Here is a 25,990-nt window from a genome sequence, read left to right as displayed (position 1 = left end):
CGTAAAAAAACCGTCTGAAAACTTTTAGGATTTCAGACGGCCTGTAGCCTTTGCAAAACTTACACTACTCTCTCAAATAAAATCCCGATTACCGAAGTAATTTATTAAGTAGACTAAAATAAAAAAATCTGAACCACCCCCTAAAAAACCGAACAGCTTAATCAATCGACTCCCAAAGCCTGAATCCTGTATGGCACAGAACTCAATCCTTTTCATTCCAATTAACCCCATTATGATTGCAGTAACGGATAGATTCGCGCAAAGCCGCTTCCGGTTCGGCAGCGGAAGCGTATTTGCGCGTATGGAAACATTCCGACTTTAACATGCCGGAGAAGCTTTCCACGGCCGCATTGTCCAGACAGTTTTCCTTACGGGACATGCTCTGCACTAATCCTTTGTCTTTTAACTGCTTTTGATAAAAATCCATCTGATACTGCCAACCTTGGTCAGAATGCAGTATCGGTTTTTCAGACGGCCTTATATATTGCACCCCAACAAAAGGGGTGTATTTTTACATTCTACTCCTTTACAAATCGGAACAACCGACTTTTGAAAGGGGTCTCAAATGTCATCAGCCTGCCGTACCATCACGCCCGAACCCGAACGTTTTCCCAAATCCTGCACCGTCCGCGTATTCCGTGAGTCGAACCATGATTGCTTTGCCTGCAAACCGTCAATTTTCCTATACGAAACCCTGTCCCGCCTAATAAAACCCTGTCCGGAGCCGACACATTCGGGCGTATGGCCGTTAAGAAACTGATTGACTGTTATGATGGCAAAAGCGGGGTTTTAATTATAATAATTTTATTAATTTATTGATTATTTAAGGATTCGTGAGATGAGAAATATTTATGTGCGTATTGGTAACTCCGACCGTCCGACTTTGTGCGAAGTTGCTACCTATGACAAAGGCAGGCTGGCGGTTCGGAAAACCGGAAAAGATGGAATTTATAGCGAACTTCCGACCAGAACGGCCAAAAGCCTGAAAGATGCTGTTAAGCAGGAGCAGCGTATTTATACGATGATGTTTCAGCTTAAAACACATAGGCCGTATAGGGGTTTTGAGATGGCGTGCAGAACGTACGGAACCAAACCCGACCCCGCCCGTTTCGGCGGCGGTTGGAATCTGCAGCTAATCGAAGCCGGAAAAATCATGCTCACAAAAAACGAACCTGCAAACCCATGCCCGCATGGTTTTGGGTTTGCCGGCCAAATCCATCACGATTTGGCTTTGCCGGCCTGCAAATTAGGCGGCCAATCTTGGATTGAAGCGGGGGGTGTGTCCATGAGTACCCGCTGCTGCCCCGAATGCCGCCAGTACCGCCAAACGTCCGCTTTTTCGGGCGTTTTGGGCTGCGTCTGTGATGTATGCGCCGTAGCGGCGCAAAGCGCGAAGCGCGGCGCGCTTTCTTGTCTTAATAGTAACAACTGCATCGGGAATCATGCTGCAGGCATGAAAGGCAGTAAAAACAAGCAATTGCCAAAATTTCATGAAAGGTTTGAAAGCGAAGCGGCAAAAGAGAGCGCAAAACTGAATGTGTTTTCGACTTCGCACAAGAAATCTGCAACCGCGTTGGAATTAAACGTACACCAATTCATACAAACATTTGGCCTAAACCATGTCGGCTTTTTAACTCTAACCTTTGCCGATGACGTGCAGGACGTAAAAGAAGCCGGCCGCCGCTTTCACAGTCTGCGCACAAACTTTCTGAGTAAACATTTCAAACACTGCATCTGCGTGTATGGGCGCACCAAGAAAGGCCGTATTCACTTCCACCTAATCGTAAACACCCGTGAAGATATACGGCGAGGGCTGAACTTTGCCGCCGCCCGTGGCTACCAAAGTGCCAACCCCGCATTGCGCCGGCTTTGGAAGCGGATACGCGAAAACGTGGGCAGATACGGTTTCGGCCGCGCCGAACTGCTGCCGGTCAAAACCAACAGCAAGGGTTTGTCGCATTATGTCGCCAAGTACATTGCCAAGCATATTGACAGTCGTTTTCCCGAAGACAAGGGCTATAGGCTTATCCGCACCACCATTGACAAAAAAAGCCTTTGGAAGATTGCCACATCAAACTTTTCGTTCCGCTCTGCCGGTTCGGCCCGATGGCGGCGCAAGCTGCAAAACCGGGGTGTGGCCGTTGGGCCGTATCTCAAAAGATATGCCGTTGAAGTCAGGGGATTGGTGATACCCGATATAACCGAAGAGAATTACAACATCGTTTTAAGTGAAACCATCAGCCCCAAATGGGCATTTTTGAACCGCGGAATTATCGGAAAGCGGCCTTAAGAAAGGAAAAGCCATGAGCAACAAAACCCCAACCCCGCAGCCGCCCGTTCAAGGCATTTACATGACCGCCGCCTTTGACCACCGCATGATGGTGAGAGAGCGCAAAAACGATGACGGCAGTTACAGCAAAACCAACTCTTGACCGTGCGCGTATTCCCGTGTGCTTTTAAAGACCACGTTTACTACTCTGACGAAAGCTGAACAAAGATTCAGGGCCTGGGCGGTGTGCCTTGAATTGACCCTTTAAACACTGCCAACCTGTTTTTACTTACTAAACTTTGAAAGGAAAAAATCATGAAAAACCTGAAAGACAAAATGTACAAAGGCTTGGCCGTTGCCACAATGGCCGCCATGCCTGCCGTTGCATTGGCCGATGATGCCAATCTGCTGGAAACCATCAAAACCGAAATCAGCGGTTTGAAAGCAGGCGTTTTGGCGATTGGCGCGGTGGTAGTGGGCATCTCTATTGCCTTTGCGCTCGTGCGCATCGGCAAACGCGGTGCAGACTCTGTAGGCTAAGGTGCAGTCATGGGTTATCAGGTAGGCCGAATCTGCCATCAAACGCATGAAGAAGCAACAAACGCCGTGATGACCCAAGTTGTGCCGACAAAATACGGCAATCAGGTAAAAGTGCCGTCAAAAATTACTCAGACGGCCTGTGCCGCAATTATTGCGGGTGCAGTCGGCAGTGCAGCTTCAAAGGCCGTTGATATTTATTCTGAACAATTGGGAAGTTCGATTAAACAAGGTAATGACTTGGGTGCCGCGCATCATGCCGTTATGACGGCAGGAGCCACATTGGATAATTTGCCGGGGGTGGTGCGATTTCTTCTGTTGCCAAGGGTATCGGGCGCGGTCTCGGTACGTTGCCGTCTGAAAACGGCAGCGGTTTGAGTTTATCCGATTTGGGTGTGGAATTGAGAAAATCTGCCTCAGCCGCCGCCCAATCAGCGGCAGAAACTGCGGGAATTGCGGGGTTTGGGGCAGCGCCCCATAAAGGCATAAAGCCCCCGACTTCGCAAGTACGGCCGATGTTCAAAACATGTCCCAAAGATTGAAGCGGGGGCTTACCCCAATCATCAAGCTTGAACACTATCTAAGGCGCAAAGCCCGCATTGATAAGGTAAAACACCATGTACTTGGGAATAGACGTGAGCAAAGTAACCATAGACTGCCGTCTGATTTCAGACGGCTTTTTTTACGAACACCGATTCGGAAACAGCCCCACAGGTTAAGCCGAGCTGAAAGCATGCTAAACGGCCATAACGCCAACCCAAGCCTGCACTGCTGCTGCGAAGCAACGGGAACCTGCTATAGACCGCCGGCCGAATATCTCAACAGCCATTACAAAATGAGCGTGGACAACCCAAGAAAAATAAAAGGCTTCGCAAACGCCGTATTGCAAAGAAGCAAAACCGACAAACAAGACGCAAAACTCATCGCCCGCTACTGCAAGGCCATGAACCCCGAAACATGGCAGCCGCAGCCGTCCGAACAAAAACAGCTTCAGGAACTGACCCGCTATATAGCTCGCATCAAAAAACAACGGGCGGCAGAACTGACCAAGTATCAAACAGCCCCCGATTACTTGAAACGGCACATAAAGGCAACGATAGACTACTTGAGCCGCTATTTGCAGACGCTTAAAAAAGACTTGCAGAGCTTTTACAAAGCCAATCCCGATTACGACAAAAACCGCCAACGCCTGAAAACCATCACAGGCATAGGCGAAAACACCGCCGCCGTTTTGCTCTCGACCATAACATCACGCTTTGATACCGCTGCCCAACTGGCCGCCTATTTCGGTTTGGGTCCAAAACGGCATCAGCCGGGAACAAGCGTAAACGGCAAAGAACGGATTTCAAAGGTAGGCAAGTCCGACTTAAGGGCAGCCCTATACATGCCCGCATTGGCCGCCTACCGCATGAACGCCTTTCCCGCCTTTATCGGCCGTCTGAAAGCCGGGAAAAAACCGCCGAAACTCATCATTGTTGCAATTATGAGAAAGCTCTTGACTATCGCTTTCCACATTTTGAAAAACCAAACGGAATACGACAAAACCCGTTACGGATTAACAGCATAAATTAACAATACCAAACAGAAAAATGCCCCGCAAAAGCAGGGCACGGCTTGGTTGTTGCCGAAAGAATACATCAACGGCATTGACACTTTCACACACTATCTTGATTGCTTAAATGCTTCTTTCAATATTTTCCCGACCGAATCGACAACGCCGGGTTGTAGGATTCAGCAACCGATGATTTCTCCGTTAAACCAGTCCGTCAGCGGCAACAGTTGCGCTTTTCCCCACCGGCATCGAATCCGGCAACCGATGATTGCCTTGTTGAACCAATCCATCAGCGGAGAAAGATACAACTTTTCTCCCGCATTATTGAGCTCCGTGGCAGCCCTTACCCGTTTCCCATTTGGCTTTTCCGCCTTGAAACGGCGTTGCAGGATAGCGGCGCAACGTTGCCGGCCTCTTTCGAACGGACGATGGACGGCATTGGCACCGCCGTACCGCCGCCCCGGCCCGACACCGCCTTCAGACGGCCTGTGTCTGCCCGGCAGCATGGCCTAAACAAAAGACTTTGGCCGTATGTTTTTCGCCGTGTCCCTGCAAATAGTATTTCACTACTTTTAAGGCTCTAGACTAGCAGAATAGCTCTGTTAGCCTGGAAAAATGAAATATAACACCAAGTTAAGTGACCATCAGCTCAAAAAATTATCAAGCATTTTTGTGTCGGTATAGAAGCCTCAAAAACCGCTTTGCCGACAGGCTTCAACCGCAATACCATCAACCACCGGTATCGCATGTTCAGGCACGAAATATACCGCTGCCAAAGCAGGCAAAAAGACCTGTTACGGCAGCATGGAGGTTGATGAAAGCTATTTGTAGCGCGGTTTCCATGGCAAGTCAAAGCGTGGCAGAGGAACGCTTAAACAACCCGTCTTTGGTATTTTCGAAAGAGACGGCAGGGTTTATACCGAAATCGTTTCTGATTGTAAAAAGCAAACACTTCAAGCTGTTATATTGGGAAAGGTCTCTCTGGAGGGTGTTGTTTATTCTGATAGCCGGCGCGGTTACAGCGGCCTGGTCGATGCGGGCTACTCTAAACATTTGCGCGTTAATCACGGACAAAATGAGTTTGCGGATGGTACCGGGCGCATCAATGGTATTGAAAGCTTCCGGAGTTTTACCAAACGAAGGCCCGCCAAATTCAACGGCGTAACCAAAAACTTTGATTTGCACCTGAAGGAATGCGGATGGCGATGGAACCGAAACTCTGATGAACTGAGTCACGAACTTTGGGGGCTTTTAAAGTAAATTTATATAAAGCTGCCAGTCTAGAGCCCTTTTAATTTAAATTCGTTTGAATATTTTGCCATAGAAAACTACACCTAATAAGTTAGGATAGTGTCTAACTTTGGTGTGCAGTTCAAAGAGCAATCTTTATTATACTTCTTACTTTAAGCAGAACTACAGAGCAACAAGTTGCGAAAATAGTTACCAATTAATACACAAGGGCTTAGAAGGTTAAATAAAATACTAATAATCGCTTCATAAACAAGGTTTCCCCATAAAGTTGGATTTTTCATGCGTTGTCCAAATGAATTCGGTTACAATAACTAGAAATTTTCCTCTCTTCCACAACCTTGTCCCGAGGATTCTGCATCATGTTTTCCAAAAGCATAACCGTTGAAAAATACGATCCCGAGCTGGCTGCGGCCATCGCGCAAGAAGTGCGGCGCCAGCAAGACCACATCGAACTGATCGCCTCTGAAAACTATGTGAGCTGCGCTGTAATGGAAGCGCAAGGCAGCCAGCTCACCAACAAATACGCCGAAGGCTATCCAGCCAAGCGCTATTACGGCGGCTGCGAATATGTCGATATCGCCGAACAGCTGGCTATCGACCGTGTAAAAAAACTGTTTGGTGCCGAATACGCCAATGTACAGCCGCATTCCGGATCGCAGGCAAACCAAGCGGTTTACGCAGCGGTTTTAAAACCCGGCGACACCATTTTGGGCATGAGCCTGGCGCACGGCGGGCACCTCACCCACGGCGCAAGCGTCAATATTTCCGGCAAACTGTATCACGCGGTTACTTACGGTTTGGACGAAAACGAAGTGCTCGATTATGCCGAAGTGGAACGCTTGGCGATGGAACACAAACCGAAAATGATTGTGGCCGGCGCATCGGCCTACGCGCTGAAAATCGATTGGGCGAAGTTCCGCGAAATCGCCGATAAAGCAGGGGCATATCTGTTTGTCGATATGGCGCACTACGCCGGCTTGGTGGCGGGCGGCGAATACCCCAACCCTGTGCCTTTTGCCGACTTCGTAACCACCACCACCCACAAAACCCTGCGCGGCCCGCGCGGCGGCGTGATTCTTTGTCGCGACAACACCCACGAAAAAGCCCTCAACTCGGCAATTTTCCCCAGTCTGCAAGGCGGTCCGCTGATGCACGTGATTGCTGCCAAAGCCGTGGCATTCAAAGAAGCGCTGGAGCCCGGGTTCAAAAACTACGCCAAACAGGTGAAAACCAATGCGGCGGCAATGGCCGAAGAGCTGGTAAAACGCGGCCTGCGCATTATTTCCGGCCGCACCGAAAGCCACGTTTTCCTGGTGGATCTGCGGCCGAAAAACATCACCGGCAAAGCCGCCGAAGAAGCCTTGGGCAAAGCACATATCACCATCAACAAAAACGCCATTCCCAACGACCCTGAAAAACCGTTTGTTACCTCGGGCATCCGAGTCGGCACCGCCGCCATCACCACCCGCGGCTTTACCGAAGCCGATGCCCGCGAGCTGGCCAATCTGGTGGCCGATGTGCTGGAAAACCCGGAAGACGAAGCCACATTAAACCGCGTGGCCAAAGCGGCGACTGCTTTGTGCGAAAAAAATCCTGTTTACGGATCTTGATTGAAGATACGCGTGCAGCCAAAGGCCGTCTGAAAAAATTTCAGACGGCCTTTTAAATATCTTTTAAATAGGGGTTGAAGTAGCTTAGCCCTAAATACCACACCAATCCCGCAAGATTTTCAACTGCTCACTTGGTGTGCCAAAGTTAAAACGAAACCCGCATTCTTTCAAGAATAGGGGAAAAGACTTTCGGTCGATTCCGTTGTATTTGCGCAGCACACGCTTGGCCTGATTCCAAAAATTCCCGATGCCGTTGATGTGGTTTTGCCTCTGAGCAAATGTCTTGCCGTGGTTAATCCTATGGTGGTGAAAACCGCCGACATCCGGGACATCATCGCTGCTTAAACTGTCGGTATACACCACACTGTCCGGCATGATTTTCTTCGCAATAACAGGCAACAAACTCTCTTTTTTGGCGTTATCCACGACCACGGTATAAACCTTGCCGCCATGTTTGAGGATACCGAAAACCACCACTTTGCCTGCGGCTCCTGTGCCGCGTTTTCCTTTGCGCTTACCGCCGGAGCAGCGCTCATCTGACTTTACGGAACCTTCAAAAACCTGATCGGCCTCCAAGGCCGAATGACGGCTGATGACGAGGCGGATTTTGCGGTAAAAGAGTATGGCGGTGTTGGGCCGGATACCCAAGACATCGGCAGCCGAACGGCGGTAACTTCCGGCACAAAATATCTGAGTAGTCTTCTGTGCTTTTTTGCTTAATTTACAGTTTGTTATCTTCATTTTAGCAGCCTGTCATGACCGCTAATCTACGTCAGCCCCTTTAAATATACAGCCAACCCACTTTATTTTTCGTTATAGCAGCTCTGCCACATCTTGCCGCACTCTGCACTGTCTGCCTTATATCAAAATAAGTGGGTTCACTAGCACCACAACGGCTGCTTATCACACGGCAGAACAAACCATACATCAGGCCGTCTGAAACCGTTTCAGACGGCCTGATGTATGGTTTGCCCCGTCTGCCCACCTTCCCTGCCGTTGAAAAATTCCGCCGCGCCGCCCTCGAAAAAGCCCTGCAAAATCGCCTGTGCCGCCACTTGGTCAAGCAGGGCTTTCTGCTTTCTGCCGAACACCCGGGCTTCGGCCAGCAGGCTTTCGGCATACAGCGACGACATCCGCTCGTCCACCCAATATACAGGCAGTTTGAAACGCCCGTGCAGACGGCGGCCAAACTTGCGGCTCAAGCAGGTCAAACGGTGTCCGCTGCCATCGGCGTGAACCGGCAGCCCCACCACAAACTGCTTCGGCTGCCATTCGCGCACCAGTTTATCGATAGCGGCAAACTTGGCTTCGTTGCCGATGCCCGTTACCGTTGCAATCGGATGCGTCGTGCCCACCTCTGCATCACCCTCGGCCACGCCTATGCGCACCTCGCCGAAATCGAACGCCAATGTGGTGCCGTGCGGTGCTTCAAGCATGGCCGGCTCCGCTCATCATCATGCCGGGGTTTACGCCGATTTTGGCAAATGCCGCCCCATAACGCTCTTCATAGGGCAGATCAAACAAAATATGCGTATCGGCCGGCACGGTAAGCCACGCGTTTTCTGAAAGTTCCCGCTCAAGCTGGCCTGCCTCCCAGCTCGAATAACCGATGCTGACCACGGCTTTTTCAACTGCACCCGGCCGTGACAGGTTTTCGATGATGTCGCGCGAAGTGGTCAGTGCCACCTTGCCGTTAACCGTCAAGCTGCTCTGCCAGTTGCCCACCGGCGTGTGTACCACATAACCGCGGTCGATTTGGACGGGGCCGCCCATCATCACCCACTCGTTTTGAAAACGCTCGGGAATGGCGCTGTCGGCAGCGGCAAAAATCAAATCCATGGTAACGGGGGAAGGTTTGTTGATCACAATGCCCAACGCGCCCTCTTCTCCGTGTTGGCACAAATAAACCACGCTGCCCTCGAAAAACGGGTCGTCCAACGAAGGCATGGCCACCAAAAAATGGTCTGCTAAATTCATGATTCCAAACTCTTCTGAATAATGATTCGGATGCAGCCCAACATGGGGGGCTGGCATGGTTTTTACAAGGCGTAAAAACAAGTTGCCCCTATGCTTTTTTCAGACGGCCTCCGGCCTATTTTTACCTTAACAAAAATAAACATTAACCATGCCGTCTGAAACTTATACAATATCCGTCTGTCTCAATATACTGGCAGACTGTGGCTTTATTTCCATACCGGCCGCACACCATAAACTCATTATAATTTTTACTTTAACAAAGATTAAAATAACGATACATTACATTTATTGCCGTTAAACCTGTTTCTTGCTGAAAGGATACCCTATGCAAACCCAAGCCGTAATCGACCATATTGTCGGCTGGCTCAAAGATTACGCCGCCACCGCCCGAGCCAAAGGCTTTGTTGTCGGCGTGTCGGGCGGAGTGGATTCCGCCGTGGTATCCGTTTTAACCGCCCGCACCGGCCTGCCCACCCTGCTGCTCGAAATGCCCATCCGCCAGAAAGCCGACCAGTCCGGACGCGCCCAAGCCCATATCGAAGATTTGAAAAAACGCTTTCCCGACAACGTGCAGGGCATGAGCATCAACCTCACCCCCGCTTTCGACACTTTCGCCGCCACCGTTGATGTCGATGAAGCCGACTACCCCGCCAAGCAGCTCGCCTTGGCCAATGCCCGATCGCGCCTGCGCATGGTAACGCTTTATTACTATGGCCAAATCAACGGCCTGCTGGTTACCGGCACCGGCAACAAAATAGAAGATTTCGGCGTAGGCTTTTTCACCAAATACGGTGACGGCGGCGTGGACATCAGTCCGATAGCCGGCCTGCTCAAAAGCCAGGTTTACCAACTGGCCGCCGCACTCGATGTGTCGCAATCCATCCAATCCGCCCCGCCCACCGATGGTTTGTGGGACACCGACCGTACTGACGAACAGCAGATCGGCGCCACCTATCCCGAGCTGGAATGGGCAATGGGCGTATATGGCTGGAACACCCCCGAAGACTTTACCGGCCGCCAACGCGAAGTGCTGGAAACCTACACCCGCCTGCATCAGGCCATGCAGCACAAAATCAATCCGATTCCCGTATGCGGTATACCCCCTGCGCTATTGGCACCGTAACCCCCATCACCCAAACAGGCCGTCCGAAAACCGTTTTCAGACGGCCTGCCCTCCATTCAAACAATCACAGCCATAAAATATCGCAACACCGCAAAACTTGCCAAACCGCCGCGCCGCCACTAAAGTTAAGGCCGTCTGAACCACCACCAAAGCCCACCGATATGCTTTTCGTTCTCTCACCCGCCAAAAACCTCAACGAAAAAGACCCCGCCCCGGTTACCGAATACACACAGCCCGCACTGCTTGCCGAAGCCGGGAAACTGATGGCCGAAGTGTGCCTGCTTGCGCCGCAGCAAATCACCGAACTGATGCATGTTTCCGACAAAATCGCCCTGCTCAACGCCGAGCGCAACGCCGCTTGGCACACACCCTTTACCCCCCAAAACGCCAAGCAGGCCGTGTATATGTTTAACGGCGATGTGTATGAAGGCCTGGACGCATCCTCGCTTGACAACCAATCCGTTGCCTATCTTCAAAGCCGTGTACGCCTGCTCTCCGGTCTCTACGGCCTGCTGCGCCCGCTTGATCTGATGCAGCCCTACCGTTTGGAAATGGGTACGCCGTTTGCCAACTCACGCGGCAAAAACCTTTACGAATTCTGGGGCGGGCGCATCACCGGACTGCTCAACCAAACGCTGGAGGAAAGCGGCGGCAACACACTGGTTAATCTGGCCTCGCAGGAATACTTCAAAGCAGTCGATACTGCCAAACTCAATGCCCGCCTGATTACCCCCGTGTTTAAAGACGAAAAAAACGGGCAATACAAAATCATCAGCTTTTATGCCAAGCGCGCCCGCGGCCTGATGGTGCGCTATGCCGCCAAACACCGCATCACCGAACCGGAAGCATTGAAAAATTTCGACTATGAAGGCTATGCGTTTAACGCTGCCGCGTCCGGCGAAAACGAATGGATATTTTTAAGGAAGGAACAATACAAATAAAAACAAAAAACTAATGCCCTGGCGGCGCAAAATGCTTGGCAGGCGCACTATTTTGCGATAACATTTCCGCCTTCAAGAAACGGAAGCGTGGCAGAGCGGTTTAATGCAGCGGTCTTGAAAACCGTCGAGGGTTTGCGCCCTCCGTGAGTTCGAATCTCACCGCTTCCGCCAATCTTGAAATCCAGCACAAAACCGGAGGTGTGGCAGAGCGGTTTAATGCAGCGGTCTTGAAAACCGTCGAGGGTTTGCGCCCTCCGTGAGTTCGAATCTCACCGCCTCCGCCAAATAAAAACAACCCGCCCGATTTCAGCCTGCCCCAACTTAAACAGTTTAACCATCAATCAAGCGGCTTTAACTTCAAAGAGCTGAATCCTATATCAAACAGGATTCAGCCCTTTTCATTCTAACTTAATCCTATTCAGACAGCCCTCCAACAAACCCGCGCCCCTCCCCCTTTGCAAGCAGGGAGGCTTACCACAGCGCACCGCCGGCCTGCTCCACACCATTATTTCAGCAGCAATAATAAAAGCCCTTAGGCATAAAAAGTGTAAACAACCCTGCTTTTTCCGACAATCCGAATCCGATCAAACTGCCGGCTTTTTATCACAGCCGCTCCTGCTTTAAGCCAAGCCCGCCTTTCAGCAGCCCCGGCTGATTTTCAGACGGCCGGCTTGCACCGGCTCAAACTGTTGCTTCATCGGATTTTTTGGATTTAGGTTTCAGACCTTTCTCTGCATATTGCCGACACGGCACCCGTCGGCACACTCGGCCGGAGCGGGCGTTTGCAGGCGGTATTACCCCATTTTCCCCCGCCGATGGGTGCCGCCATGATGGATGCCGCCATAAAAAAACTGCACCCCATCAATCGGGCAGTGAGTCCGAGTTGTGGGGTGCAGTTTGCTTCGTTAGGTTGTTTTTTAAGTTTTTAAGGTGTTGTTTTTTAAGTAAATGAATCAGCGGCTTCGGTTTATTGATACATGATCCCGTTATGCTTCAACCAGCCATCGGCATGGCGGCCTTTCGGGTCGTGGTGCGTCCAATGAATCACGCCGCCTTGTTGCGACCATTCGTATTCGCCGTAAAAATCCACCGTATCGCCTTTTTTCAGCCCTTTGATTTTCTGAGCCAAATCGATGTTGTGTGCCACCAGCAGCGTTTGCCCGCCGGCCAGCTTGAGAATAAAACGCTGGTGGCGCGATCCTTTGTTGTCGTCCGGCAGGGTTTTCACCACCACGCCGCTACCCTCCACTTGGATATTGCTCTGCTTTTGTTCATAGGCCGTCTGAAGGATTTGCCCGACCCTCTGCCGTCCCTCTGTCTGCACCCCCTGCGGTGTCGGTTGCTGCGGCTGATTCTGCCAATGCTGATAACCGAACCATACGGCAGCAGCCACCGCCGCCCAAATCAGGTTTTTCTTCATTTTTCTGTTCATGCAACGCTGTTTATTTGAATTTTTCAGACGGCCCAATATGTGCAGAAACCTTTCAGAATCTGCTCAATCCTTTACAGGCCGTCTGAAAACCTGCCGGCACAAAACTTGCCGGATTTTTCAAACGGCTCAATATCCAATATACGCTGCAAACCTTTTCAAAAGCCCTCGAACCGTTAAGGCCGTCTGAAATCCCAAAGCCTCTGCAAAACCGCTTACGCAAAACATATTTTTCGCCCGAGCCGCTTACCGAAACCCGGTTTCAGACGGCCTGCCTTCATGATACGGCAGGTATCAGCGTTTATATTTCAGGCTGTATTTGATTTCCGACATAGCGGCTTTAAGATTGTAATCGAGAATTTCTTCCACCAAGGCGGGCGCCTGCTCGCTCAAAATCTGCTGAAGCTGATACGTGAGAGCTGCAGTTTGCTTCTGCACCGCCACCCGCACCATGCCCGCCACTGCATCGGTGAGGTGCGGACGCAGCCGGCGGGTTAAGCGTTCCAACAACTCCTGCTCCGACAAACACATCACCGGCTTGCGCGGATCAACATGTGGATTAATAACTTTCACCGTAACCGGCAGCCATTCCCCGGCCTCTAAGGTTTCTTCGGTTTCTGCAAACACGTTGCCGTCTTCTGCCTGCCCTGTTTCGCGCTCATGCCCGGCGGCAGGCTCGGCAAATGAAATACTCTGCCGCTTAGGGTTCAGCCAAACCGTGCGTTTGCCTTCTAATTGACTGTCGTCTATCCGCGCTGACTGCAACGCGGTTTGCGCGGCCAGCCAGTCTTCCTGCAACAGCACGGTGGTATCGGTTTCGGCGGTAATCGTATCAGCAAGCGGATCGTTGTGTTCCTGCTGCCATTGCTGTAAATACTCGCGCAGCATCCGTTCGGCTGCTTTGGCATTCAATTGCACCTCTTCCTGCACAGGTTTAACCTGCCGTGCGGCAGCTTGGGGAATCGGAGCCGGGCGTTGCACCTGCGGCCTGACCGCCGCACTGCGGCCCGAATGCCGCTGCTCACGCAACTTTTCCAAACCTTTTTCCCAATCGAATTCTTCTTGGCCGTTATTGTTGCCGGACGACTCCGGCGTGTTGGGGTTAGTCATCTTGTTTATCCTTATTGCCTGCGCCTTTCTGCCGTTTTACTGCAAACCCGCCCGTTTTGCCGTTATGACAGTGCTGCCGTGCGTTTCAGACGGCTGCAACCCTCTCCGACATTCGAAAATATAGGTTTCCCAATCATTTATCCTGCTTTACAATGCCGAAAAATGCCTGCTTCCTGCCCGGTGCTGCTATACAAAGTTAAATCCGAGTTTGCGCTATAATGTTGCATTCTAACAGATTCCCGAAAGAAAAATCATGAACAGCATAGAGCAGCGCTTGGAATATCTCGAAGAAACCTGCGATGTTTTGCGTATGCAGAACCATGTGCTGGCCACAGCTTTCAAAGGCATGGTACGCGCCCTGCCCGCCAATATTGCACAAGACGCGATCGAATCGGTGCAGCTTGCCTTTGAAGATGCCTTGGACGAGCTTAATTATGAAGACAGCCCGCACACGGATTTATTTCACGATGTTACCTACGCCTTCTTCCGAGAAAAAGAACGCTAGAAATATTCAAGCATATGATTTCACCAACAAAAACCAACATTTAAAATATGTTGGAAATGCGTATTTTTGCGAACTTGTGTTAGAATAGCCACTTTAAAAACTTTATCAGGAATACCCACATGAACATGAAAAAATGGATTGCCTCCGCCATCGCCTGCTCTGCTTTGGCTTTAAGCGCCTGCGGCGGCCAAAGCAGCGGTTCCGCCCAAACCGGCGCGGATGCCGCAAAAGTGTACCACGTTGCCACCAATGCCGAATTTGCTCCGTTTGAATTTATGAACGCCAGCAATCAAATCTCGGGGTTCGACATCGATCTGCTCAACGCCATGTCCCAAGCGGGCAATTTCAAAGTGGAATACAGACACCAACCGTGGGACAGCATTTTCCCCGCCTTAACCAACGGCGATGTCGATATCCTGGTCTCCGCCATCACCATTACCGATGAACGCAAACAAACGATGGACTTCACCAACCCCTACTTTGAAATCAAGCAAGTGATTTTGGTGCAGAAGGGCAAAAACATCCAATCGGTAGAAGATCTGAAAAAAGCACAGAAAGTGGGGGTGGTAACCGGCCAAACCGGCGACTTTGCCGCTTCTAAAATCCTAGGTAACAACAGCCCGAAAATCGCCCGTTTCGAAAGCCTGCCGCTGGTGATTAAAGAACTGGAAAACGGCGGGCTCGATGCGGTGATTTCCGACAGCGCAGTTGTGGGCAACTACATAAAAAATAACGGCGACAAAGGCTTCAGCATGGTTGCCGTACCCGATTTCGAAACCGAAAACTACGGTATGGCCGTACGCAAAGGCGACACCGCTACGCTGAATATGCTGAACGATGCATTGGCCAAGGTTCGAGAAAACGGCGAATACGATAAAATCCAAAGCAAATATTTCGCCCAATAACAGTATCCGCAGCCCGCTTCAACAAAAACGCCCATGCCTAAACTGCACCTCCCAAACCGAACACACAAACCAACCCGGGAAGTGCAGTTTTTTTATGGCAGAATACACGGCTTTTATCGGCAGAAATTGCGAGATAGCAGATTAACACAGAGCATATCCCGCAAGGTGGAGTGTGGATAATACGGTGCCGGAGAATTCTCTGGTGCATTGAAATTGTGGCGTGAGGGAAAATGGGTGCTAAAAATCCTTGAAACCCTTATCCTGAAAGGCTTTCAAGGATCCAAAAGTTTTGAACACAAAAATGCCCTTTTGCTTCCCCAAAAAGCATCAAACGTAACGGTACCGGAAACAGCAAGCAGCGTTATCAATACACAATTTGTCTAAAGCGCTTTAGATAGCGGCAGACGCCTTGATTCCGGCCAATTATAGCAGCCCTGCACCAACGGCAAACAGACAGCGCAACAACTTGCCGATCACTGCAAAGCCATCAGTCGCCATCTGCAAAAAAAGCGGCCGCAAAAAACCAGTTTGCCGTCCCGAATGCCGGTCAGTCTCATCGATACCGCCTATTTGGGTAGAAGCTTCGGCATCATGGTTCCGTATGACGGCACCAGCAATCAGGCCTTATCGGTCGATGAAGTCGAATATGAAACCAATGCACTATATCTTACAGCAGTTCAAAAAATAAGAAGAAAAGGCATAACAATACAAAGCATTACCTGTGATGACAGACAGGTTTGATACGGATGTTTCCCAACATACCGATACAGCCCTGCCGGTTTCATTATAAAGCAGCGACAGCTTTTGCACGGTAAATTGTTAGCTTTTGCACGAATTGGCAACAAAAGGAAACAGTAGCTTTTGCATAAATATCATGTGTTAAAGCCGCTTTAAAATTTGAAAATCATAGGCTCTAGACTAGCAGAATAGCTCTGTTAGCCTAGAAAAATGAAATATAACACCAAGTTAAGTGACCATCAGCTCAAAAAATTATCAAGCATTTTTGTGTCGGTATAGAAGCCTCAAAACCGCTTTGCCGACAGGCTTCAACCGCAATACCATCAACCACCGGTATCGCATTTTCAGACACGAAATATACCGCTGCCAAAGCGAGCAAAAAGACCTGTTATACGGCAGCATGGAGGTTGATGAAAGCTATTTGTAGCGCGGTTTCCATGGCAAGTCAAAGCGTGGCAGAGGAACGCTTAAACAACCGTCTTTGGTATTTTCGAAAGAGACGGCAGGGTTTATACCGAAATCGTTCCTGATTGTAAAAAGCAAACACTTCAAGCTGTTATATTGGGAAAGGTCTCTCTGGGGAGTGTTGTTTATTCTGATAGCCGGCGCGGTTACAGCGGCCTGGTCGATGCGGGCTACTCTAAACATTTGCGCGTTAATCACGGACAAAATGAGTTTGCAGATGGTACCGGGCACATCAATGGTATTGAAAGCTTCCGGAGTTTTACCAAACGAAGGCCCGCCAAATTCAATGGCGTAACCAAAAACTTTGATTTGCACCTGAGGGAATGCGAATGGCGATGGAACCGAAACTCTGATGAACTGAGTCACCAACTTTGGGGGCTTTTTAAAGTAAATTTATATAAAGCTGCTAGTCTAGAGCCTTGTTTTTTAATTTAATTTCAGAAATGTATCACTATATTGAGTGTTTTTTCTTTTTAAGCTTCTAAATTATTTTGTGATTAAGAGATAAAAAAGAAGAAAGCAAACCTAAAGGTTCATTAAGCCTGTTTTTGGGGCTATACCGAGCATTGCTTGTCGTGATTTAACGTGTACCGACATAAGTTTTACCTGTATTTGAAAGAAGCTGGATTTTGTTTCAAGCATAAGGCATTATGATTTGTATAAGTGCTGTTGAAGATGCTGAGAGGAATCCTTTAAAATGAATTTTGATTCTTAGACTCTCGATTCAATTTACTGGTATTTAAGGCGAAAAAATAACGTAAAAAATATTGACATTTTCCAAATCCTCGATATAATTAAGCCTATTTTCCCCGATAGCTCAGTCGGTAGAGCGACGGACTGTTAATCCGCAGGTCCCTGGTTCGAGCCCAGGTCGGGGAGCCAATTTTTTAAAAGCCTAAGCAATCATTTAGGTTTTTTTCTCCGCCCAACCTATTGGGTGGAGTGCTAAATTTTTGCTGAAAAAGACCGGCACCATCCAATAATGCAGCATGTTCGTACAAGTGTTTCGGCACGCACGAGATGGGCATACTGATGCTTTCCTAACAGACATTTCCGGCAAAGCAGTCAGGAAACACCGGATTGAACCGGCCAACTTGCCCATGTGTGATGCAAGTTATTCTATCTAAAATCATTAATCCCTACTTCAGCCAACACAACTTGATTGCCGTTCGGATAGGTAAAACAAATGATGGGTGCTTACCCATCTGTTTTTCCAATACACCGACCATCGTCTGATTCAGCGTAATACCTATGATCCGCCCCGCTTTGGTTTTGTCAGGATAAATCCAAGCTGTCTTTTGTTGCAGGTTTATTTGCTCCCACTTCAAATCCAGCACATTTCGTTTCCTGAATCCTGCAGCCAAACTTGAAAATCGCCATATCGGCTAGGTATCCGAGTAAAGCTGCGATGAGTTTCTGTGCTTCGTTCTGCATCAGCCTGTGGACGTGCCGTCTGGCTTTCCTGTATAACGTGATTTTCGGTACGTTTCCCAACCATTGCCACTCATGCGCAGCTATGTTCAAGATGGAACGAATCAATGCAAGATAGCGGTTTTTAGTTCTGTCGGAATAATTGACGCATCCAACGAAGTCGTGGTTCATATCATGCAGCAAAACTCCTCGGAATTGAGGTGGGCAGAGCAAACAGCCGATACGTTTTTGATGTTTTTTTGTCTCCTTACTCTTTAATTCACCGACCGACTACCTCCTCCCGCAGCCGGTCGGGTTCACACTCCAAGTATTGCTTGCCATAGCTGATGGGCTGGTGTGAGATTCAGAATAAATTGAAACATTCCAACCCAAGAACCCTAATTCTTTCTCCTTAACTCAGAAATAGATGAAACAAAAATACCAGCAATAAGTGAAAAACGGTAAATTGAATCACAAATTATTCAAACAGTCCTGTATTTCAACTATGGTTGAGATAGGAAACTGAAAGGATTACGAAATATTTCAACAAATGCGGAAAATCAGCCCACCCATCGTAGCGTATTGGGCCACTATTCTTTTCGAGGAAATGAATCGATTCCTTATGAATCCTCATTAAAATGTGATTTTATCATGCAGAAAGTACAAATATACTCCTGATTTTTTAGTCTTATTTCGAAATAGTAACTATGAAGGAATGTTAGTTGAGGCGAAGCCGGAAGCGTGATGTCGACAGCATTAGCGCAAATGGCTGACAAAATAGAAAGCTGCCTATCGTTGGGCGCAAAATCATAATTTCCTTTTTCATATTTACGATGAAAACCGTATTTGTGGACAAGTTTTTCATAATATTCAATTGTTTGTTTATTTAAGGCACACAGCTTTTGACTCACATCATGTTGAAACTGTTCAGCAATTTCTTGCCAAAAAATAAACAAAATTTCAGATTGCTTGGCCTTATTTTCTCATGCTGAAGAAAACGAACGATACAGGCTGATTTATAAAATGTTGGCAAGCGGTATTTTGATTACAGACATCAATCAGCTGATTACGTCTGATTCCTTTATATGGGCTGCTGAAAATGAAAAATAATCAATCTGATCCAAAAATTATAAGCCTTGAAAGATCAAGATCGTTAGATTTAGCGGTCAACAAATATGTTCTTCATATGCCCAGCGGGAAGAAATACCGTATCACCAAACAAATCGACTTTACCCAAATTTTAGGTGAAGATGAAGAAGGTAGGCATGAGCAAATTTTACTCATTACCGATTTGACTGTACTCGCTCCTGAGACTACGCCTTACTGTTCAGATTTAGCCAGATGAGCTTTAGGCTAAAGCTATGCGCCGCCGTGAATTATTAGAACCCCTGATAAATGGGAAAGTGCAGGGAAGAGCTTCAATTGAAGCCTATGCAAAAGAGAAAGGTATCGGGTATGTCTCGTTATATAGATAGTGTAAAGCATTTTCCGCCTGTAACACTTTAAGTGTTTTGATTCCCAAACAGCGAGGCTGGAGGAAAGGCTCTTTGATGCTTAATCTTCAAGTGGATAATATCATTCGAGAAGCCATCAACAAATACCATCTTTCAAAGCAACGCTTATTTCAAAAATAAATAATAAAGCAAGTCTGTATCATTTGCTTACAAAACGGAATTGAAGCTCCGACCAATAACTCTATTCGCAAAAGGATAAACGACCTTTCAGAGAAGGAAGTTTTGCATAAACGCGGCAACAGGGAAGATGTAACCCGCTAACCTATCGGCAGACCGTGGCTGACATTAGCCATTGATATTTACAGCTGCATGATTTGTGGCTACTACCTCTCGCTCGATGCACCTCCCGAAATTTCGGTAGTTTTGTATGTTTCCCATGCGATATTACAGAAAGAAGCTTGGCTGGAGGCAAACAGCGGCAAATAGAAGCATGAGGGCTGCCTAACAAAATCCATGTGGATAACGGTTCCGGCTTCCATTCGGATACATTCAAAAAGGCCTGTGCTGAATATGGTATCAACTTGGAATTTCGTCCCGTCAGAACTACGCATTACGGCAGACACATTAAGCGGCTTATCGGTACATTCATGCAGGAAGCTCATCCATTGCCGGTACCACCTTCTCCAATGTCAAATACAAAGACAATTACGACTCCGAAAAAATGCCAGCCTGACTTTCGGTGAATTTGAAACTTAGCTGTTGCAGCAAATCATTAATGTCTATCACAAAAAAATTCACTCCGCCTTACAAATGTCACCGGAAACAAAGTGGAAAGAAGGTATTTTCGGTATGGCGGCAAATATCGGACGAGGCCTACCCGCTATTCCGGCAGACTCACAAACTTTAATGCTGGATTTCATGCCTTACGCGGAGCGAACCATACAAAACACAAGGGTGAGATGGGACGGCCTGTATTACTTCGATTTTACGCTTTCCCCTTATATCGGTTTGACCGAGCACGGCAAGTCATGGAAGCTTATCTTTAGGCGTGATCCTCGGGATGTATCGGTAATTTATTTAGGGGCTTACGAAGCAAAATCAGCAAAAATGATGTTAAGCTTCTGATATACCTATTAAAAACAAATACCAAAAGTTCAGTAAAATTACCGAATCAAAATTCCGTCAAATCCTGCGCCTTTTCACACTTGATTTGACCGCTTCCGATACCGCCAGACTCACCGGCATCAGTACCCAAAGTGCCAATATCTGTTTCTCAAACTGCGTTGCCGTATGGCTGCTGAATGTGAACGGCAAACTCCCTCTGCCGGTGTGGTCGAACTGGACGAATCCTACTTCGGCTCCAAACGCATCCGAGGGCGGGCGGGGGAGAGGGAGGCAAAACCATTATTTTCGGCATCTTAAAACGGGACGACAAAGTCTATACCGAAGCGGCTATCACGGCTTGGTTGATATGGGCTGTGAAAAGCACTTCAGGGTACATCATGGTGTAGACGAGTTCGCCCGGGGTGCGCAACACATTAACGGCATCGAATTGTTTTGGGGTTATGCCAAAAACCGCTTGGTTAAATTTAACGGTGTACCGAAACAGACTTTTTATTTACACTTAAAGGAAACCTAATTTCGCTTCAATCACAGGCATGATGATCTGTATTAGTCTTGCTTAAAATACTGAGAAATCGACCCTTGGGCTAATTTTGCTTCCTAAGCCCCTTATTTTTACAATCCTGATTCAAAACGGTATGTCTCCATCCCAACCGCCGATCAAATCTATCCGCATACGACTGTTTTTGGAAGCTGCGGAATGCCGAGCATGTCAATAGGCATCTAAAAGTACCCCCGATGATTGATAAACTCTCCACTTTTATGGAGTTTCCCGGCAATGATTAACATGGAAACCATTACCAAAGCACGCCGTCTGTTTCATCAGGGCGTATCCGTCCGACAAATCGCCAAACAGTCCGACATCAACCGCTGAACCGTTAATCAATACATCTGCACCGAAACCCTGCCCCGGCCAAATACCAACGTAGTAAACAACACTATCCCGCAGATGTTGGCTTTCTTTGCTATGGAAGGGTTTAACCGCTATCTGCCCGAAAGGTGCAACAGTGACTCGGCCAAACGCAAACATCCCCATTTCAAACAGCAGACGGTTGCAGAAGTTTTCCCGCAAGAATAAGGCCGTCTGAAAGATTGCCGCCGGCCTTGTGCCCGGCTTTCAGACGGCCCGAACGGTTCCGCTGTGTTTGAAGGCCCGCCCTTTCCCGGCTGCCGATATTTCCGCCTTGATGCCCGCACCGCAAGTTGTGCAACCGCCGCTCCGCATTGGGGATGCCCCGGTGCACAGCTTCATTTTCCCGCGCGTTTCAAGCCTTGCCGTGAACAGTCAGTGCCCGGTGAACTTTGAAGGCAGCCGTTAGCGCACCCCTTGTCATTTAGTCAGACGGCAGGCCGCCTTCATGTTTACTTGGACAGGATACAGATAGCGGGCGGACAGGAAGTGCCTGCACTTCAGCTTACACGGTAAAGGACAGACTGCTTATCAGCCCCAGCATGACTTGCCGCGGCTCAAACGCAAACCCGGCGCATTGAGAAACGGGGAACCGTTCGAACAACGGATATTGCCTCCTGCCGTCAAAGAGCTGCAAAAACGCCTGATGAAACAGAAATCCGCAGACGGGGCCATGGCGGAACTATCGGCACTGATTGCCGAATACGGGAAGCCGGCGTGACGGCAGCCGAATCGGCATTGGCGTACGGTATGCCCACGGCGGCGGTACAGAACATCATCAATCGTTTAAACGAACCGGCGATACTGTCCACGGCCGTCAAAACCGACCACTTTAAAACCGGAACCGGCAGTTTGATTGTAACCATCCCACGGGGGGGGTAAATCTCCTTTATCACAGGCGCAATGCCTATCTTCTTTTTGTCCTTCAAACGGTAAATCTCTCCACTTATCCGAACAACATGACAATGACGGAGTAATCTGTCCGACATGGCGGCAGTCAAAGCCGTATCGTTGGCAAAAGCCCCGGCCCGCCGGCCGAACGGCAAATCGGCCCTCAGAATCATGCTGCCCCGCCCATACCGTTTGGCCGCAACATTGAAGAACAGGTTGGCTTCTCTTTCAAACGGCAAACAGCCGGTTTCATCAATCACCGGCAGCCTCGGACCCATAACCGAACCTTGCAGATAAGATTTCCGCTTTCCTCGATTATGCGCCGCCGGTTGCAGCATCAAATCGGCTGCCGTTACGAAACGGATTTTGATACCCGCCATTACTGCCGGATAAGCCAAAGAAACAGCCAAATCGGTTTCACCTGCCCGGCCGGGGCCCGTCAGCACCGCATTTTCGTGCTTTTCGATAAAACTTAAGTCAGACAACTCCGTCAATCGGGCTTAGGGCGCACCCGTTGCAAAGTTAAAGCCATATTCCGTCATCGTTTTGACGGAGGGTTGTCCTGCCGGTTTCAGCAAAGCTGCCTGCGTTCTGCTGTTTTTGGCTTTGAACCCTGCATCCGGCAGCTGTTCGATAAAGTCGGCATACGGGCTTTTTTTCAGCCGAATGCTGCGGGCAGCCAAAGGCCGTATCTCACAGTGTTTGAAGCCCGGGCACAGACAGGGCGGCCGGGATAACCGCCGTACCGAACCTGAAAGATTCGGCATCGTGCTTTCAGACGGCAGCCGGCATTCGATACCGTCCCCGTGTCGGTATACTTTTACGTCATGCCGGTTTCGGGCTGCTTAAGCAAGCATACTTTCAGGCCTGTTGTGGTGGGCTGGGACAGTAAAAATTCCTGCTCTCGGATTAAACGGATGTTGGAATTTTCCCTGTTGTCCCGTGTACTCGTGCATCGGCTGTTTGAGAAAGCCGTTTGCCGATACAGCCATCGGCCGTCTGAACATCCGAAAGCAAACCTGAAGAACGCAATGTCGCCTGCAAAGGCATGATGAAACCGGATTTCAGGTAACGCTTGAAAAGCTCTACTCTGCTTTTTAGTCCCAGCCCTATATGGCGGCAGATTTTGGAAAGGAAACCGTAGCCGTCGGCTGCTGCCGGCAACACCGGATTCAGACGGCGCCCGTCTTCTGCACAGGCATCACGTTGAATCATGACGGTTTTGGCATTATCAAACAGCACTTTGTGCGCCATGCCGCAGAAGAGTTCAAAACTGTTGCACAAACCGTCTGTCCGTGCTTCGGTACGCCCGTTGTCATAGAAGCGGACACAGCTTGCTCGGGAGTAACCCAATGTGGCGGCAAAGGCCTTCGGAGGGTTGCCGCCTCTGCGGATAATGGTGAAATCCGCCTGCATCTGCCGGCCGGGTTTGATTTCAAAGCGTAGCGCAGGTTCGTTATCGGGTTTGGGTTTGAGGATGGCGGCATAATCACTGACGATTCCGACTTTGCCCTGAAAGCCCGTTTCGAGGATTTCCCGATACGGCACGGCAGCGGGAATCCGGCCGGGAGCAGCGGCTTCGATGCGGGAGCGGATATAGTCTTTAAAGGGGTCGGGCTTGCCGGGTTTTGATCCGACTCTTTGATATTGCGGTGCGCAGTCTTTGTGAGGCAGATACTTTTTAACGGTGTTTCTAGACAATCCCAATTCTTTGGTCATGCCTTGAATGGATTTGCCTTGCTGCTTGAGCGCTTTGATGGCTGCAACCGTCTCCTGATTCAACATGAAAGCAGCCTTTGTTTTAAAGCTGCGAGTTTAAGTCAGGGTGGTCAATTTCTGACTGCCGTCAGGTGGTCATTTTTGCACTGCCGGTAACAATACCGAAGATATTCCGCTGAGCATACCGGTTCAAACCGACCTGAACCGCTACAACAGCGTATTGAAACGCCATGGGCAACAGGAACACGGTACGGTTTAAGGAGGAGGCACACGATGCAAAGAGCTGAATACATAGCCGCACTGGAGCAGTTAAAACTCAGTGCGATGGCAGAGCATTGGGATGAAATCGTTACTGACGGTATCCGTCGAAAACGCAGTACGGCGGATATTTTAGAACGGTTGATACGGACGGAGCCGACTCAAAGGCGTATCCGCAGTATCGAATACAGGATAAAGGCAGCGAAATTTGCACAACATCAAACCTTGGCAGACTTTCTGTTTGAGCAATCCGTGGCAGACGAGAGCCATATCCGCCTACTGATGGAGAACGATTATATACGCCACAAACGCAACATTATTTTATCGGGGGGCCGGGAACCGGTAAAAGCCATTTGGCTACGGCCATGGGTATTCACGCAGCTTCGGAAGGATTTAGGGTGAGGTACTTCAATGTATTGGATTTGGTTAACCATTTAGAGAAAGACCGGGATAGTTCGGAAGACAAAATGGTAGGACAACTGAGCCGGTATGATCTTCTGATATTGGACGAACCGGGCTATTTGCCATTTAGCCAAAAAGGTGGGGCATTGCTGTTTAACCTACTGAGTCATTTACATGAGAAAGTCAGTTTGGTGCTGACAACCAATTTGGTGTTTGCGAAATGGGGTAGTGTGTTTGGGGATGAAACCATGACGCAGGCTTTGATAGACAGATTGTTACACCGTTGCGAACTGATTGAAACGGGTAACGAGTCTTTCAGATTTAAAAACCGTTGCTGATATCGGTTTGAAAGTGGTGCACTTTTTGATTGCTCAATTTCTGGACTGCAAGCTGTGTTGCCTCATCATATTTCAAATGCGATAAAAAGACAGCGTCTTTCTTGGAAATCTTGCGGGATGGAGCTAATACTTCCCAACCTGCCGTTACCACTCGTTGGGAATGGGAGGCAACAGCAAATTGAGCATTCTTTCCTGATCGGGGGCGGAATGGTTGTAGGGGCAAGTCGCTAGTATGCGTTTAAGTTCGATCTAATACCCGTAAGCGGTATGAAAAAATACAGTAAGTGGATAGTAGGGGAGGGGGTAAATGTTCTTTGATAAAGTTGTAGAGTTCCAACCCCTTGGATGTTGTTTGCAGGATTTCCCGAAACACGACTTGAAGATGATTTTTTCTTGGATCGGTACTTTTTACAGCACAATACCACCAAAGCAGGAAAGATTTACCGGATACCAATTTCCTGAAAGCGAATGATTGGTTGTTTTTATCTTTGACAGTATCAGAATAGGCAAAACTCTGCATTTTGTTTCACCTATTTCTACTTTGTTTCATTTTATTCTGAATTTCACAGCAAACGGGCAACATTGGCTTTGGCGGTTTGACTGGCCGGACAGACGGTTCGACACCCTAGTCGAACTGATAAGCATCACGCGGAGCAAAAGCCTGATTCATAAAGACCGGAACCAGTTTGGGTTGGTGCTGTCGGAGAAATGTGCGGATAAAGTAGGCAATGGTGCTGTGATAAGAAGATGTCTTTGCCAATCAATGCCTAAGCAGCGTATGCATATATTTCAAAGTCAAGTATGGATTTACATATGTGTTGTCTCTTTTTATGAGTGAGTTTAGAAATGGTACAGATTTTTGAATAGTGTCGAATACTTTTATACGTATGGATATGTTTGTGAGTTGGGGCGGCTCTGTATGAATATATCCGTGATAGCCAATCCACTAAAATAACTATAAGGCCATAAGACGACAGGCATTAGGTAATGCAGCAGATACTGTGGAGCTGGCTAATGCTGCGATTGTTCGAAGTAGATTGGCTGTTTTTGGCCATAATAGGATTCAGCCGAAAT

At 48.7% G+C, this 25,990-nt stretch carries 25 protein-coding genes, 3 tRNA genes and 6 pseudogenes; 22 read left to right on the top strand and 12 right to left on the bottom strand.

The genetic code is table 11. The features are described 5' to 3' along the window. Positions 1-202: 202 nt before the first annotated feature. Positions 203-325 (bottom strand): hypothetical protein, encoded by a 123-nt coding sequence (locus H7A79_RS15135; protein ID WP_434968549.1) that lies wholly within the window; start codon positions 323-325, stop codon positions 203-205. Then, positions 301-469: pseudogene (locus H7A79_RS15130) on the bottom strand (IS3 family transposase); the annotation flags it as partial. The pseudogene H7A79_RS15130 and the gene H7A79_RS15135, both read right to left, overlap by 25 nt. A gap of 879 nt (positions 470-1,348) precedes the next feature. Between H7A79_RS15130 and H7A79_RS00615 the strand changes: the two are divergent. From H7A79_RS00615 to glyA, 7 genes and pseudogenes are all read left to right on the top strand, one after another. Then, complete coding sequence (locus H7A79_RS00615) at positions 1,349-2,290, top strand: rolling circle replication-associated protein (RefSeq protein ID WP_187001580.1); 942 nt, start codon at positions 1,349-1,351, stop codon at positions 2,288-2,290. A 13-nt stretch (positions 2,291-2,303) separates the two neighbouring features. Next, a complete protein-coding gene (locus H7A79_RS00610) occupies positions 2,304-2,432 on the top strand; it encodes a hypothetical protein (RefSeq protein WP_281384923.1) in 129 nt (42 codons plus the stop codon). Between the two features lie 152 nt (positions 2,433-2,584). Further along, positions 2,585-2,809: a hypothetical protein gene (locus tag H7A79_RS00605; protein ID WP_187000500.1), complete on the top strand. Its 225-nt coding sequence runs from the start codon at positions 2,585-2,587 to the stop codon at positions 2,807-2,809. A gap of 9 nt (positions 2,810-2,818) precedes the next feature. Continuing rightward, entirely contained in the window at positions 2,819-3,184 is a 366-nt protein-coding gene (locus tag H7A79_RS00600) for a hypothetical protein (protein ID WP_187001756.1), read from the top strand. Positions 3,185-3,423: 239 nt separating this feature from the next. Continuing rightward, a pseudogene (locus tag H7A79_RS00595) lies at positions 3,424-4,373 on the top strand (IS110 family RNA-guided transposase). Between the two features lie 600 nt (positions 4,374-4,973). Beyond that, positions 4,974-5,618, top strand: a pseudogene (locus H7A79_RS00590) (IS1595 family transposase). A gap of 350 nt (positions 5,619-5,968) precedes the next feature. After that, complete coding sequence (glyA, locus tag H7A79_RS00585) at positions 5,969-7,219, top strand: serine hydroxymethyltransferase (RefSeq protein ID WP_187000742.1); 1,251 nt, start codon at positions 5,969-5,971, stop codon at positions 7,217-7,219. Positions 7,220-7,309: 90 nt separating this feature from the next. Here the strand turns inward: glyA and H7A79_RS00580 are convergent, their stop codons facing one another. The 3 genes from H7A79_RS00580 to H7A79_RS00570 all read right to left on the bottom strand — a co-directional run bounded on the left by H7A79_RS00580 (position 7,310) and on the right by H7A79_RS00570 (position 9,196). Next, complete coding sequence (locus H7A79_RS00580; RefSeq protein ID WP_187000741.1) at positions 7,310-7,960, bottom strand: IS1595 family transposase; 651 nt, start codon at positions 7,958-7,960, stop codon at positions 7,310-7,312. A gap of 206 nt (positions 7,961-8,166) precedes the next feature. Beyond that, positions 8,167-8,655 (bottom strand): Holliday junction resolvase RuvX, encoded by a 489-nt coding sequence (gene ruvX / locus H7A79_RS00575; protein ID WP_135037053.1) that lies wholly within the window; start codon positions 8,653-8,655, stop codon positions 8,167-8,169. Beyond that, positions 8,648-9,196, bottom strand: coding sequence for a YqgE/AlgH family protein (locus tag H7A79_RS00570; RefSeq protein ID WP_135037050.1), 549 nt, complete (start codon positions 9,194-9,196; stop codon positions 8,648-8,650). The genes ruvX and H7A79_RS00570 overlap by 8 nt, the downstream gene beginning before the upstream one ends. Positions 9,197-9,521: 325 nt before the next feature. On the opposite strand from H7A79_RS00570, the gene nadE reads away from it, so the two are divergent. The 4 genes from nadE to H7A79_RS00550 all read left to right on the top strand — a co-directional run bounded on the left by nadE (position 9,522) and on the right by H7A79_RS00550 (position 11,544). After that, positions 9,522-10,319, top strand: coding sequence for an NAD(+) synthase (gene nadE, locus H7A79_RS00565; RefSeq protein WP_187000740.1), 798 nt, complete (start codon positions 9,522-9,524; stop codon positions 10,317-10,319). 161 nt (positions 10,320-10,480) lie between these two features. Further along, positions 10,481-11,260, top strand: coding sequence for a peroxide stress protein YaaA (gene yaaA / locus H7A79_RS00560; protein WP_187001579.1), 780 nt, complete (start codon positions 10,481-10,483; stop codon positions 11,258-11,260). A gap of 81 nt (positions 11,261-11,341) precedes the next feature. After that, positions 11,342-11,431, top strand: a tRNA-Ser gene (locus H7A79_RS00555). A 23-nt stretch (positions 11,432-11,454) separates the two neighbouring features. Then, positions 11,455-11,544, top strand: a tRNA-Ser gene (locus H7A79_RS00550). Positions 11,545-12,227: 683 nt separating this feature from the next. Here the strand turns inward: H7A79_RS00550 and H7A79_RS00545 are convergent. Beyond that, the gene (locus H7A79_RS00545; protein WP_353663627.1) at positions 12,228-12,692 is read right to left on the bottom strand and encodes a DUF3465 domain-containing protein; all 465 of its coding nucleotides are present in this window, start codon (positions 12,690-12,692) and stop codon (positions 12,228-12,230) included. 291 nt (positions 12,693-12,983) lie between these two features. Further along, a complete protein-coding gene (locus H7A79_RS00540) occupies positions 12,984-13,799 on the bottom strand; it encodes a hypothetical protein (protein WP_187000739.1) in 816 nt (271 codons plus the stop codon). 253 nt (positions 13,800-14,052) lie between these two features. On the opposite strand from H7A79_RS00540, the gene H7A79_RS00535 reads away from it, so the two are divergent. The 4 genes and pseudogenes from H7A79_RS00535 (at position 14,053) to H7A79_RS00520 (ending at position 17,294) form a co-directional block, all read left to right on the top strand. Then, positions 14,053-14,304 (top strand): NGO1151 family protein, encoded by a 252-nt coding sequence (locus tag H7A79_RS00535; RefSeq protein ID WP_187000738.1) that lies wholly within the window; start codon positions 14,053-14,055, stop codon positions 14,302-14,304. A gap of 119 nt (positions 14,305-14,423) precedes the next feature. Beyond that, positions 14,424-15,209: a basic amino acid ABC transporter substrate-binding protein gene (locus H7A79_RS00530; protein WP_187000737.1), complete on the top strand. Its 786-nt coding sequence runs from the start codon at positions 14,424-14,426 to the stop codon at positions 15,207-15,209. Positions 15,210-16,157: 948 nt separating this feature from the next. After that, positions 16,158-16,847, top strand: a pseudogene (locus tag H7A79_RS00525) (IS1595 family transposase). 371 nt (positions 16,848-17,218) lie between these two features. Then, positions 17,219-17,294: transfer RNA gene (locus H7A79_RS00520), tRNA-Asn, on the top strand. Between the two features lie 257 nt (positions 17,295-17,551). Here the strand turns inward: H7A79_RS00520 and H7A79_RS00515 are convergent. The 3 genes from H7A79_RS00515 to H7A79_RS00505 form a co-directional block, all read right to left on the bottom strand. Further along, positions 17,552-17,749 carry a site-specific integrase gene (locus H7A79_RS00515; protein ID WP_167743168.1) on the bottom strand — a complete coding sequence of 66 codons (198 nt, stop codon included), beginning with the start codon at positions 17,747-17,749 and terminating at the stop codon, positions 17,552-17,554. Beyond that, a complete protein-coding gene (locus tag H7A79_RS00510) occupies positions 17,688-18,014 on the bottom strand; it encodes a site-specific integrase (protein WP_187001757.1) in 327 nt (108 codons plus the stop codon). Before H7A79_RS00510 ends, H7A79_RS00515 begins: the two co-directional genes overlap by 62 nt. Before the next feature lie 428 nt (positions 18,015-18,442). Then, a complete protein-coding gene (locus H7A79_RS00505; protein ID WP_353663626.1) occupies positions 18,443-18,778 on the bottom strand; it encodes a hypothetical protein in 336 nt (111 codons plus the stop codon). Between the two features lie 143 nt (positions 18,779-18,921). Here H7A79_RS00505 and H7A79_RS00500 point away from each other — a divergent pair, with 143 nt between their 5' ends. The 6 genes and pseudogenes from H7A79_RS00500 (at position 18,922) to H7A79_RS00485 (ending at position 21,272) form a co-directional block, all read left to right on the top strand. After that, positions 18,922-19,167, top strand: a complete 246-nt coding sequence (locus H7A79_RS00500; protein ID WP_187000736.1) for a hypothetical protein — start codon at positions 18,922-18,924, stop codon at positions 19,165-19,167. Between the two features lie 478 nt (positions 19,168-19,645). Continuing rightward, positions 19,646-19,762, top strand: coding sequence for a hypothetical protein (locus H7A79_RS15285; protein ID WP_492011886.1), 117 nt, complete (start codon positions 19,646-19,648; stop codon positions 19,760-19,762). A 29-nt stretch (positions 19,763-19,791) separates the two neighbouring features. Further along, positions 19,792-20,019, top strand: coding sequence for a hypothetical protein (locus H7A79_RS15280; RefSeq protein WP_492011885.1), 228 nt, complete (start codon positions 19,792-19,794; stop codon positions 20,017-20,019). A 16-nt stretch (positions 20,020-20,035) separates the two neighbouring features. After that, positions 20,036-20,401, top strand: a complete 366-nt coding sequence (locus H7A79_RS00495; protein ID WP_187000735.1) for a Mu transposase C-terminal domain-containing protein — start codon at positions 20,036-20,038, stop codon at positions 20,399-20,401. 1 nt (position 20,402) lies between these two features. Beyond that, positions 20,403-20,989, top strand: a pseudogene (locus H7A79_RS00490) (IS1595 family transposase). A 187-nt stretch (positions 20,990-21,176) separates the two neighbouring features. Then, on the top strand, positions 21,177-21,272 hold the full coding sequence (locus tag H7A79_RS00485) for a helix-turn-helix domain-containing protein (protein WP_245231734.1): 96 nt from the start codon (positions 21,177-21,179) through the stop codon (positions 21,270-21,272). Positions 21,273-21,931: 659 nt separating this feature from the next. Here H7A79_RS00485 and H7A79_RS00480 read toward each other — a convergent pair. Then, positions 21,932-22,645: an ATP-binding protein gene (locus H7A79_RS00480; RefSeq protein ID WP_246408107.1), complete on the bottom strand. Its 714-nt coding sequence runs from the start codon at positions 22,643-22,645 to the stop codon at positions 21,932-21,934. A 463-nt stretch (positions 22,646-23,108) separates the two neighbouring features. Beyond that, positions 23,109-23,984 (bottom strand): IS21 family transposase, encoded by an 876-nt coding sequence (istA, locus tag H7A79_RS00475; RefSeq protein WP_187000734.1) that lies wholly within the window; start codon positions 23,982-23,984, stop codon positions 23,109-23,111. A gap of 207 nt (positions 23,985-24,191) precedes the next feature. Between istA and istB the strand changes: the two are divergent. After that, positions 24,192-24,916 (top strand): annotated as a pseudogene (gene istB / locus H7A79_RS00470) (IS21-like element helper ATPase IstB). Positions 24,917-25,990: the final 1,074 nt, after the last annotated feature.

The organism is Neisseria musculi (assembly GCF_014297595.2).
Classification (GTDB): domain Bacteria; phylum Pseudomonadota; class Gammaproteobacteria; order Burkholderiales; family Neisseriaceae; genus Neisseria; species Neisseria musculi.
Note: the sequence above shows the minus strand (reverse complement) of the source record. Positions and strands in the feature narration are given on the sequence as shown.